This window comes from Affinundibacterium macrobrachii (assembly GCF_014652415.1).
Lineage (GTDB): Bacteria > Pseudomonadota > Gammaproteobacteria > Burkholderiales > Burkholderiaceae_D > Undibacterium > Undibacterium macrobrachii.
Genome location: NZ_BMYT01000002.1, coordinates 755,872 through 767,755, shown reverse-complemented (window position 1 = coordinate 767,755; position 11,884 = coordinate 755,872). Strand labels below are relative to the sequence as shown.

General features: G+C 48.5%; 11 protein-coding genes. All 11 read right to left on the bottom strand.

All coding sequences use genetic code 11. The annotated features are described in order from the left end of the window. Nucleotides 1-129 precede the first annotated feature (129 nt). The 11 genes from IE103_RS08995 to bioA all read right to left on the bottom strand — a co-directional run bounded on the left by IE103_RS08995 (nucleotide 130) and on the right by bioA (nucleotide 11,837). The gene (locus IE103_RS08995) at nucleotides 130-921 is read right to left on the bottom strand and encodes a TIGR00266 family protein (protein ID WP_189345761.1); all 792 of its coding nucleotides are present in this window, start codon (nucleotides 919-921) and stop codon (nucleotides 130-132) included. 196 nt (nucleotides 922-1,117) lie between these two features. Continuing rightward, nucleotides 1,118-2,185 carry an acyltransferase family protein gene (locus IE103_RS08990; protein WP_189345760.1) on the bottom strand — a complete coding sequence of 356 codons (1,068 nt, stop codon included), beginning with the start codon at nucleotides 2,183-2,185 and terminating at the stop codon, nucleotides 1,118-1,120. A gap of 8 nt (nucleotides 2,186-2,193) precedes the next feature. Beyond that, nucleotides 2,194-3,102 (bottom strand): hydroxymethylglutaryl-CoA lyase, encoded by a 909-nt coding sequence (locus IE103_RS08985; protein ID WP_189345759.1) that lies wholly within the window; start codon nucleotides 3,100-3,102, stop codon nucleotides 2,194-2,196. Nucleotides 3,103-3,312: 210 nt separating this feature from the next. Beyond that, a complete protein-coding gene (locus IE103_RS08980) occupies nucleotides 3,313-4,242 on the bottom strand; it encodes a 2-hydroxyacid dehydrogenase (protein ID WP_189345758.1) in 930 nt (309 codons plus the stop codon). Nucleotides 4,243-4,385: 143 nt separating this feature from the next. Continuing rightward, nucleotides 4,386-4,772: an endonuclease domain-containing protein gene (locus IE103_RS08975; RefSeq protein ID WP_189345757.1), complete on the bottom strand. Its 387-nt coding sequence runs from the start codon at nucleotides 4,770-4,772 to the stop codon at nucleotides 4,386-4,388. Nucleotides 4,773-4,994: 222 nt separating this feature from the next. Further along, on the bottom strand, nucleotides 4,995-6,989 hold the full coding sequence (locus IE103_RS08970; protein ID WP_189345756.1) for an acetyl/propionyl/methylcrotonyl-CoA carboxylase subunit alpha: 1,995 nt from the start codon (nucleotides 6,987-6,989) through the stop codon (nucleotides 4,995-4,997). Between the two features lie 23 nt (nucleotides 6,990-7,012). Next, nucleotides 7,013-7,246 carry a hypothetical protein gene (locus IE103_RS08965; protein ID WP_189345755.1) on the bottom strand — a complete coding sequence of 78 codons (234 nt, stop codon included), beginning with the start codon at nucleotides 7,244-7,246 and terminating at the stop codon, nucleotides 7,013-7,015. A gap of 64 nt (nucleotides 7,247-7,310) precedes the next feature. Beyond that, nucleotides 7,311-8,375: a biotin synthase BioB gene (bioB, locus tag IE103_RS08960; protein ID WP_373295232.1), complete on the bottom strand. Its 1,065-nt coding sequence runs from the start codon at nucleotides 8,373-8,375 to the stop codon at nucleotides 7,311-7,313. A 10-nt stretch (nucleotides 8,376-8,385) separates the two neighbouring features. Further along, nucleotides 8,386-9,072 (bottom strand): dethiobiotin synthase, encoded by a 687-nt coding sequence (gene bioD, locus IE103_RS08955; RefSeq protein ID WP_189345754.1) that lies wholly within the window; start codon nucleotides 9,070-9,072, stop codon nucleotides 8,386-8,388. A 228-nt stretch (nucleotides 9,073-9,300) separates the two neighbouring features. After that, the gene (gene bioF, locus IE103_RS08950; protein ID WP_189345753.1) at nucleotides 9,301-10,485 is read right to left on the bottom strand and encodes an 8-amino-7-oxononanoate synthase; all 1,185 of its coding nucleotides are present in this window, start codon (nucleotides 10,483-10,485) and stop codon (nucleotides 9,301-9,303) included. After that, on the bottom strand, nucleotides 10,482-11,837 hold the full coding sequence (gene bioA, locus IE103_RS08945; protein WP_189345807.1) for an adenosylmethionine--8-amino-7-oxononanoate transaminase: 1,356 nt from the start codon (nucleotides 11,835-11,837) through the stop codon (nucleotides 10,482-10,484). The genes bioF and bioA overlap by 4 nt, the downstream gene beginning before the upstream one ends. Nucleotides 11,838-11,884: the final 47 nt, after the last annotated feature.

Below are 11,884 nucleotides of genomic sequence, written 5' to 3'. Positions count from 1 at the left end.
ACCCTCATTGGTCAGTTTATTAGTTCGGATGAGTATATTGGGCGTTTTTTAGAATAAGGCTAGTGTCTCTCTCCATCAAAAAGACTGCGTTAGCAGTCTTTTTGACTTATAAGAAAAGAAATTGATAAATCAATTCCGCTCAAACAAATTCCCCAATCCACCCAATACAGAACCTTCCTCACCGCCACGACCGCCACCCATCGATGAAGCACCGACGATGCGGTTTGCCATACGTGCTAACGGCAATGACTGCAACCAAACTCGTCCTGGTCCGCGTAGCGTCGTAAAGAAAATACCTTCGCCACCAAATAGTGCAGTCTTCACGCCGCCGACAAATTGAATGTCGTAATCGATATTACTCGTAAAGGCGACCACGCAACCTGTATCAACACGTAAAGTTTCGCCGGGTTGTAGATCCTTGGCGATTAATGCGCCACCAGCGTGTACAAAAGCGAGACCATCTCCTTCGAGCTTTTGCAAGATAAAACCTTCACCACCAAAGAATCCGGCACCAAGACGTTTTTGAAATGCGATGCCCAAAGAAACACCTTTTGCTGCACACAGAAAGGCATCTTTCTGACACAGAATAGTTCCACCTAACTGGTCCAAATGCATAGGAATGATTCTACCTGGATATGGCGCACCAAATGCCACCTTGCGTTTGCTATTACCTTGATTTGAATACACCGTCGTGAACAAGGATTCACCAGTTATCAAGCGCTTACCCGCGCCCAATAGCGAACCAAAAATTCCGCCTTGTGAAGCAGAGCCGTCACCAAAAATGGTTTCCATTTGAATCTGGTCTTCCATATAAAACATAGAACCAGCTTCACCGACCACTGCTTCGCGAGGATCAAGTTCGATCTCTACGAATTGCATGTCGTCGCCAAAAATTTGATAATCGATTACATCCATTGCCATGGTAATTCCCTCTTGGTTGAGCAAACTTAATTGTGTGAACTTAGTTGCGTTATCTGAATTGAGTGAAACAATTTCTGCAAATAGATAACGATTATGCAGAAAGTAGTCCGCATTTTAACCAGAAATTTATTGGAAAATTCAACAAATTATCCGGTAAAAATTTTTTAGTAATACCGGAGTTGCCTCGGCAGCTACATCATTTCAAGAAACGCTTGCGCCATGCTAATGCGGGCTGTTCAAGCCAGTGCCACGAGCACACCGCACACGCAAAAGTGAGCACAGCAGCGCTTACTATCAGTCCAAATACACTCCATTCAGGATGGATTAACACTAAGGTCTGCTGAATAGGGAAAGCATACAAATAGACGCCATAGGAATAATCACCGAAGCGATTATATGAACGTATTTTGCCACTAGGAACGTAGGCAAAATAAAATAGGCAATAAGGAAGCGCAAGATAATACAACATCAAAAAATGATGCCCGCTCATCGCTAAAGCAATTACTCCGCACACAACGATGACGCTAATGAGCTTAGCCGACAAACGGATCTGATGGCGTAACAAATAATACGCCGTGCCTATGAAGAAGAACCAAGTAAAACGTAACAGTTGAAAATGCTCAAGCAAGTAAAATTGATCAAGTAGCCAAACACTAGTTCCCAAACCAAGCATCGCAATAAACAGAGCTATCGCAGCGGTCAAGCGTCGTATTGCATAGGCATAAATTACCCAACTTAGTAGCAGCAAGACATACATACTCAGTTCATAAATCATGCTCCACAGTGAACCGTTAACAACACCTCGCAGAAGATTCGTTTCAAATAACCCAGGAAGATAAAATTCCACACCAAGCATTAGAAAAAAATTCTTCCAAAGATAACGCCAAGTTTGCCAATCGCTGAAATAAGCATTCGCATCATGAGTAGTAATCACTGCACCGAGCACTAGCACTGTCAACAATAGCATCAGCCACAGGGCAGGGAAAATCCGCAAAGCACGTGCCAGCAAATAATCACCAACGCGCTGAGTACGAATCAAGCTTGCGCCAACCAAAAAGCCACTGGCGACAAAGAAGATATCAACCGCCATCGCGCCCAGATTTTTACCGACGCTAGCGGCGAATGGCTCGGGTTGACCAAGCATGGCAAAACTATGACTAATTAGAACGGCAAACGCTGCCAACAAACGCAATAAATTAAAATTATTGTCTTTGCCAACAGCGAGTTCACCTAAAGTCGGAGAGGAAGAAAAAAACTTTAGCACATCAAATGTTAAGCAAGACGTTTCGCCGCAATCGCATTCCCTGCGCGACTAACCGCTTTGCGTCCTAAGTGTTGAGAAATGAATTGTCCCGCATCGACCACTTGATTCAAATCGATCCCCGTATGCACACCCAAACCTTGCATCATGAACAGCACATCTTCGGTTGCGACATTACCAGTCGCACCTTTGGCGTACGGGCAGCCGCCAAGACCGGCAACAGAAGAGTGGAAAATGCTCACGCCAACTTCCATGCTGGCGTAGATATTCGCTAAGGCCTGTCCGTAAGTATCGTGGAAGTGACCAGAAATTTGCGCGATGGGAAATTCCTGTGCAACGCGCTGCATCACGGCTTGTACATGACACGGCGTACCGACGCCTATCGTGTCAGCGATGTCAATTTCATCGCAACCAAGATCACGCATCAACTTCACCACATCAGCAACTTGCTCTGGTGTGACTTCGCCTTGATACGGACAACCAAATGCGCAACTGATACTCCCGCGTAATCGGATCTTATGTTGATTAGCCGCTGCAGCGACGTCACGGAAACGTTCTATCGATTCAGCAATCGAGCAGTTGATATTTTTCTGTGCAAACGCTTCTGAAGCAGAGCTAAAGATCACCACTTCATCCGCACCGGCAGCGAGTGCTGCTTCAAAGCCTTTCATATTCGGCGTCAACGCAGAATAAATCACGCCTGCTTTGCGCTGTATTCCCGCCATCACCTCGGCTGAGGTCGCCATTTGCGGCACCCATTTCGGTGAGACAAAAGAAGCCGCTTCGATATTCACAAAACCGGCATTAGTCAAACGATCAACGAGTTCAATTTTCACTTCTGCGGAGATCGTTTCTTTTTCGTTTTGCAATCCATCACGCGGACCGACTTCGACGATTTTGACTTGGGTAGGTAAAGACATTTTCTGCTCCTAAATTCTGTAAGGCGTTTGTTTCAGTCTACAATCTTCGCGGCTCTCGCCATGCTTCTTCAAGGTGAAGGCTAGGATGGGCTTAACTCGTGCGAGATTCATCGCCAAAACCCATCCCCACCCTAACCCTCCCCTTGAAGGGGAGGGAATAGCAAATTCTAGTCACTAGTATTTACATTCCGCACCATGATCTTTTTAAGTCTAATAACCCTTGATTTGATCCACCACGCCGACCACGGATTCACCGCGCTGTAAAGCCGCAATCTTATGTGCGATTTGCTTGGCACTTTCATCGCGCACCGTTAAGGCAGAAATATGCGGCGTGATATGAATACGTTTTTCACTCCAGAATGGATGGGCTGATGGCAATGGTTCTTCGCGGAACACGTCGAGTGTCGCGCCTGCGATGTGACCTTGCTGAATCAGTGATAATAAATCTTCTTCGACAATGTGTGCGCCACGGGCGACGTTCACGATATAAGCGCCCTGCTTCAACTTCGCCAACTTGGTTTTATCCATCAAGTTTTCGGTCTCTTTGGTTAGCGGTAAAATCAATACCAAGACTTTGGTTTGATTTAAGAAAGCATCCAAACCTTCCTCGCCATGAAAACACTCAACACCAGCGATCTGTTTTGCGGAGCGACTCCAGCCAAGCAATGGGAAACCGGAACTGCGTAGACCATCTATGATGCAATTACCTAAAACGCCGAGGCCTAAAATGCCGATACTAAAATCTTCTTTTTGATGCTGCGGCAAAGCTCGCCATTGCTTGTCTGCTTGCAAGCTATCGTATTCATCAAAACGACGGAAATGACGTAACACCGCGTGACTCACATATTCCGCCATCTGCACGCCCATACCCGCATCATCGACACGAATCAAAGGCACGCCTTGCGGCAAGGCATCGCCTAATTGCAAGATCGCATCCACACCAGCGCCAAGATTGAAGATCGCTTTCAAATCGTTACGTCCACGCAGCATGGCTGCAGGTGGTTTCCACACCAGTGCATAATCGGCTGGCGCGTTATCGCCTTCTTCCCAAATCCGAATATTGGCATCGGGCAGATAGTGGTGGAAAGCGTTTAACCAAACTTCAGGATTCGCACCTGCTGCGTAATAGATTATGTTCATTTTTCTGATCTACCAATTTAAAAATCATTTGAACGATCAAGCCACTATGAGGCGGCGCAATCCATCCTTATGTGCTACTCGTTCTTAATACTTTGCAACTTATCAACTGCGCTCACCCCTACCCAGCATTTGAAATTCGCAGCCTACAGGAGAGATGTTTCTTTGGTGACCGTCGAGTAAATCACTTCAAGAACTGATTCAGTTTCTGACAGCATTTGATTATTCCAAAAGCGCAACACCTCAATACCTTGTTGCTTTAAATAGATACCTCGTTGTCGATCGTAAGTTTGTTGTTCGCTATGTTGACCACCATCTAGCTCTATTGCGAGCTTCTTTTCTACGCAATAAAAATCGAGAATATAACGACCAACTAGATGCTGCCTGCGAAATTTTGCGCCAGCTAGCCGTCTATTCCGTAACAAATACCAAAGCAATTGCTCCGCATCTGGCATGTTCTTGCGCATTTCTCTGGCGTATTGCTTGAGATCGTCGGGAACTTTGTGTGGATGATGTGGCGTGATTTCTTCCATATCAGCTAGCTTGCTTTAGTTCCCTTCTCCCGCAAGCGGGAGAAGGGTTAGGGATGAGGGTAGCGAAGCAATGAAAATGCATGATGTTCTTTTCAAATTTCGGCAACAACATAACAGTAACATCTAATCGCCAATTTGCCACTGGCGCTAGACACTTTGCAGTTTATCAAACACCCTCACCCCTGCCCCTCTCCCGCTTGCGGGAGAGGAGTTCCAATATCCTTACTGCTTAAAGTTCAACAACGGCGCGCCTTCAATCACTTGATCACCTACCGCATACAAGACTTCTTCTACCACGCCATCATGCGGGGCAGAAATCGTGTGCTCCATCTTCATCGCTTCCATGATTAATAGCGCTTCACCCTTTTTCACTTCTTGACCTTTCTTCACCACCACGGCAACGATCTTACCTGGCATCGGTGCAGTTAAACGGCCGCCTTCTGCTTCTGCTTCGCCCGCGTGTGCCATCACATCGTTGTAATGCAAATCGTAGTGCGTGCCTTGGCTAAATACGTGGAAATGTTCGCCATCGCGGACCACCGTGCCTTTCACAGTTTGCTGTGCGATGGCTAGCACGACATCCTCACCACTGCGCGACACTAAGCGCACCGTTTCGCTTTCGCCATTTGCCGCGATAATCCATGCGTCTTGCATGTAAGTCACTTGCACTGCATGCGTTTGATGTTCTTCAGCGAATTGCAATCCACGTTGCATGTAGCTATTCATACGCCAGCCTTGACTGCTTTGCCATGGATCTGCACCTATCGATTTTTCTGACTGCAACAAGGACACCGCAGCCAAAGACAAGATTGCCAAATTGGCCGGAGCAGGTGTAGGGAATAAGGCTGCGTGATTACGTTCAATCAAGCCCGTATCCAAATCCGCCGTTGAGAAAGCTTGACTGGTAATCAGGCGCGATAAAAATGCGATATTCGAATTCAAGCCCACAATCTGATATTGCGCTAGTGCTTGCGCCATGCGCGCCAAGGCTTCGGTTCTGTCTTTGCCCCACACAATCATCTTCGCAATCATCGGGTCGTAGAAAGGTGAAATCGTATCGCCTTCGCGTACGCCGCTATCGATCCTAAATGCGGCTGGATCTGGTGCGCCGCCAAGCTCGAAATTCACGGCGCTTGGAGTACGTGCATGGCGCAAAGTACCGATCGACGGCAAGAAACCTTTTTCAGGATTTTCTGCATACACACGCGCTTCAATCGCGTGACCGTGAATCTGCAATTGCGACTGTTGCAAAGGCAATTGTTCACCCGCTGCGACACGTAACTGCCACTCTACCAAATCCGTGCCTGTAATCATTTCGGTCACAGGATGTTCCACCTGCAAACGGGTGTTCATTTCCATAAAATAGAAAGAACCATCTTGGTTGGCGATGAACTCGACTGTGCCGGCACCGACATAGCCGACCGCTTTCGCTGCCGCCACCGCCGCTTCACCCATCGCGGCACGACGTTCTGCTGTCATACCAGGAGCTGGTGCTTCTTCCAATACTTTTTGATGACGACGTTGTACTGAACAATCGCGCTCAAATAGATAAACACAATTACCATGCGTATCGGCAAATACTTGAATCTCAATATGGCGAGGACGTTGCAAATATTTTTCAGCAAGCACTTTATCGTCGCCAAAAGAATTGATCGCTTCGCGCTTGCAAGATGCCAAGCCATCTTTGAAGTCTGCAGATTTCTCGATCACGCGCATGCCTTTACCACCGCCGCCTGCGCTGGCTTTCAACAATACGGGATAGCCAATGCGATCTGCCTCGCCTTGCAAGAAATCTGGGTCTTGATTGTCACCATGATAGCCAGGCACCAAAGGTACATTGGCTTTTTCCATCAAAGATTTGGCCGCAGACTTGCTACCCATGGCTTCAATCGCAGAAGCTGGTGGGCCGATAAACGCAATACCCGCTTTCGCGCACGCATTCGCAAACTCACTATTCTCAGACAAGAAACCATAGCCAGGGTGAATCGCTTGCGCACCGGTTGCCAACGCCACTTCGATAATCTTATCGGCACGCAGATAACTTTCTTTGGCGGCTGCAGGACCAATCAATACCGCTTCATCACACACCGCCACATGCTTAGCATTGGCATCTGCTTCGGAATACACCGCCACAGTCTTAATGCCCATGCGACGCGCAGTCGCGGCAACACGGCAAGCAATTTCGCCACGGTTGGCGATGAGGATTTTGCTAAACATGATTTTTATCTTTCTTCTCTAATTCAAATATTAACAAGCTCGAGTTGAACATCTTTTTCTTCAAAAACAAGCATCCATTCCGACGCGCCGGTTTGATCGCAACACTCGAGGATGTAACCTGGCGGATGTTCATAAACTTCCACAATTGTCGCAACATCGCCAACTTTAGGCACTCGCAAATTAAAAGCGTCCGATACAAACTCGCAGTTAGCACTCATACCAAGCAAACGAACCACATCGTAAATTTTAAAATTCATTTTCGCTTTATTCGTCGACTTAATATTAAAGCTCCGCGCTCGCTACGCCCTCGGGGCAAAAAAATTAACTACAACTACCTGCTTTCTTCTCCACCACGCCACGCGTTTTCAAACCCAATTTCTCCAACAAGACTTTATCGTCTTCGGCTTCTGGATTATCTGTCGTCAACAGTTTGTCGCCATAGAAAATCGAATTCGCACCAGCCAAGAAACACATTGCTTGCACTGCTTCGCCCATTTGACGGCGGCCGGCAGATAAACGCACGCGCGCTTTTGGCATAGTGATGCGAGCTACAGCGATGGTGCGGACGAATTCCAATGGGTCAAGCGGATCAAGCCCATGTAAAGGTGTGCCTTCAACTTGCACCAAATGATTCACTGGTACAGATTCTGGATAAGGATTTAAGTTCGCTAATTGCGCGATCAAACCTGCACGTTGACGACGTGTTTCGCCCATGCCGACAATACCGCCACAGCAGACTTTGAGACCAGCTGTACGCACGTGACCTAGCGTATCCAAGCGATCTTGGTAATCACGTGTCGAAATCACGTTGTTGTAGAACTCTGGTGCGGTATCGAGATTGTGGTTGTAGTAATCCAAACCTGCATCTTTCAAACGCTGCGCTTGCTCTTCTTTGAGCATGCCCAAAGTCGCGCAAGTTTCTAAGCCCATCGCTTTCACTTCGCGTACCATGGTTTCGACTTTTTCCATGTCCCTATCTTTGGGTGAGCGCCATGCTGCGCCCATACAGAAACGGGTCGCACCACTTTCGCGTGCTGCTTTCGCTGCATTCAAGACTTCGCGCACATCCATCATTTTTTTCGCTTCAACGCCCGTGTCGTAACGTGCGGCTTGTGGGCAATAGCCACAATCCTCTTCACAGCCACCGGTTTTGATAGACAACAAGGTTGCCAATTCCACGTCACCATTCGGAAAATTTTCACGATGCAAAACTTGCGCCTTGAAGAGCAAATCATTGAACGGCAGATCAAACAATGCCATGACGTCTTCTACCGGCCAAGTCTCCGCCGTAATCGGCTTGACTGGTGCTTGAAACGAGATGGGCGCACTAGGGATTGCACCTGCAGTTGTACCCGTCGCTGCTTCGTTGTTCAAAGTTTGTTCCATGATCTCTTCCTTACTTCAATAAATTCAAATCCACATACTGACTCGCTTGCGCAACCTGATCGGCAGCTAAGCGCGGCACTACACCTAAACATGGCGCGCCTAGGCGCTGCCGTAATGCTTCTACATTTTCATCAAAGAACCGCATTTCCGTGTCAACCGTATTCGCCACCCATGCGGCCAAACGCAAACCGCTAGCGCGAATCGCTTGCGCGGTGAGCAGTGCATGGTTGATGCAACCCAAACGCATCCCCACCACCAGAATCACGGGCAAGCCCAAACGCTGCGCCAAATCGACGGTACTCGTATCATCATCCAAGGGCACGCAAAATCCACCTACACCTTCCACCAAAACCACATCCGCGAGGCCTTGTGCTTGTTGATAGCAGTACTGAATATGCTGCACATCCATCTTCACGTTTTCTAACCGCGCCACAATATGCGGTGCCGCTGGGGTACGCATCAAATAAGGCACGACGATTTCTTGTGGTGCTTTCACGCTCGATGCTGCAACCAAACTAGCTACATCTTCGTTATGCAAAACACCGTCGATTTCATCTGCACCTGAAGCGATAGGCTTCATCCCTAGCGTCGATCTTCCTTGCTGCGTGAAAGCGCGTAGCAAAGCCGACGTAATGAAAGTCTTGCCGATTTCTGTATCAGTGCCAGTGATGAAATAATCGTTTGTTCTGTTTTGCATTTATAAAAATCTATCTGGTTACAAACTGCATTACGCGACATTTACATTCCCTCCCCCTTCAAGGGGAGGGCTAGGGTGGGGATGGGTTTCTCAAATCAAGCTAGTCACACATGATCGGCTAAAACCCATCCCCCATCCCAACCTTCCCCTTGAAGGGGAAGGAGACAAACAACCCAGCGCTATACCTTCGTTCGCCCTCCCACCTGCGGGAGAGCGAACTTAAAAACCTCACACTTCCAAACCATTCACAGCATCAATCAACAATGCCAAATCTTCCGAGGTATGCGCAGCAGACAAAGTAATCCGCAAACGCGCTGCTCCTACTGGCACGGTTGGTGGCCGTATCGCCGGCACCCAAAATCCTTGTTCGTACAAACATGCCGCGGCTTGCAAACTCTCAGCATTGTCACCAATCACGATAGGCTGCACTGCGGTATCAGATGGCATTAAAGTCCAGCGTTTAAGCTTCAAATCGCGGCGCAATTGCGCAATCAACACCTGCAAATGAGCACGGCGCGCATGTCCTTCTTCGCCTTGGATAATATCTAAACTCGTCAATAGGGCATGTGCCAAGGCCGGTGGTGCAGCGGTCGTATAAATGTAAGGACGCGCCTTGTTGACCAACCATTCAATCACATCGGCATGTGCAGCCACAAAAGCGCCGCCGACTCCAGCCGATTTGCCTAAAGTGCCCATATAGACAAGATTAGGCGAACGCAGATTGAAGTGCTCCAAGACGCCACGACCATTCGCACCTAAGGCACCAAAGCCATGCGCATCATCAATCACCAGCCATGCATTAAACTCTTCGCACAAGGCGAGCAATTCTGGCACGGGAGCCAGGTTGCCATCCATACTAAAGACGCTATCGCTAACCACGATTTTCGTCGCTGCTGAAGACGCTTGCAGCATACTACGCAAACTCGCGACATCGCCATGCGGATACACCTGCAATTTTGCGCGCGACAATTTAGCGCCATCAATCAAAGACGCATGATTCAGCGATTCGGAAAATAATTCCGTCTTTTTACCAGACACCGCAGCCAAGCCCGCCAATACGGCGAGATTCGCCATATAGCCGGTGCAAAAATACAGCGCTTTGGCGTTCACCAAATGCGGCGCGACAAATTCAGCAAGGCGCTCTTCAAGAACAGCGTGGGCGCGACTGTGGCCACTAATCAAATGCGAAGCACCACTACCCACCCCGTACAGATTGGCGCCATCTTGCAAAGCGGCGACAATTTTTGGATGCGCGGCCAAGCCGAGATAATCATTACTACAAAACGCCAGCATATCGCGACCGTCAACTTTGACACGCGGGGCACTCGGGCTCTCTGCATGACGGCGACGACGACGCAAACTCTTCGCGTCTAAGGCCGCTAATTCATGTTGGATTTGATCGAGTAGAATCACGCTGCTTCTCCCATCACTTGGTTGAAGACTTTCAGCATGCGCTCGCCAACTATACTTATTTCTTCTTGATTCACAATATACGGTGGCATCAAATACACGGTGTTGCCAATTGGACGCAACAATAATTCTTCTTGCAAAGCCTGGGTAAAGAAACGGCGCGAGAATGTTTTTGCAGCGGGGGTATTGGCGTCATCAAACACGGCATCGAAAGCCCACATCATGCCCTGCTGACGGAAATGTTTGACTTGATGATGCTGCGCGAGCGGCTGCAAGGCCTCAGTGATGCTCGCCGCCTTCACGCGATTTTGCGCCAACACATCATCCGTCTCGAAAATTTCTAAGGTTGCCAATGCAGCGCGGCAGGCCAAGGGATTGCCGGTGTAAGAATGTGAATGTAAAAATCCACGACGCACATCGCTATCGTAAAAGCCTTGATAAATCGCTTCGCGCGTCATCACCAAAGACAACGGCAGATAACCGCCGCTAATGCCCTTCGATAAGCACACGAAATCAGGCCAGATTTGCGCATTTTCGCAAGCGAAGAAAGTGCCAGTGCGACCGCAACCGACCGCGATTTCATCCCCAATCAAATGCACTTGATACTGATCGCACAAGGCGCGTACCAAACGCAAATACTCTGAATCATGCATGGCGAAACCCGTCGCGCATTGCACCAAAGGTTCTAAGATCACCGCTGCAATTTTGCCTGCACGTTCTTGCAAGCAGCGTTCCATATCCGCCGCAGCACGACGTGCAATGTCAATCGCAGTCCCACCTTCTTTCACCTGGCGCGCATCTGGTGAAGCGACCACATGCGCATTGCGGATCATGGGTCCATAAGCATCGCGGAACAAAGCCACATCCGTCACGGCCAGCGCGCCTATGGTCTCACCGTGGTAACTACCTTTAAGGCAGATAAATTCTTGTTTCTCGGTTTGACCTTGATTGCGCCAAAAATGGAAACTCATTTTCAAGGCGATTTCGGTGGCGGATGCGCCATCCGATGCGTAGAAGCAGTGACCTAGCACACCACCAGTTAAGGCTGATAATTTTTCGGATAAACGTATCACAGGCTCATGGGTAAAACCCGCCAACATCGCATGTTCTAATTGATCGAGTTGATCTTTGAGCGCGGCATTAATACGCGGGTTAGCATGACCAAACAGATTGACCCACCATGAGCTAATGCCATCGAGGTAACGCTTACCTTCCATATCGACCAGCCACGCACCGCGGCCATGACTGACCGGAATCAAAGGCATGGTTTCGTGGTGCTGCATTTGCGTGCACGGATGCCACACGCTTTGCAGACTACGTTTTACCCAGTCGGATGTGCTAGCTGATGTATTCACTGCGTTCAAAATATTCCTAAAACTTATCTCAAATTTCTTGTTGCTAT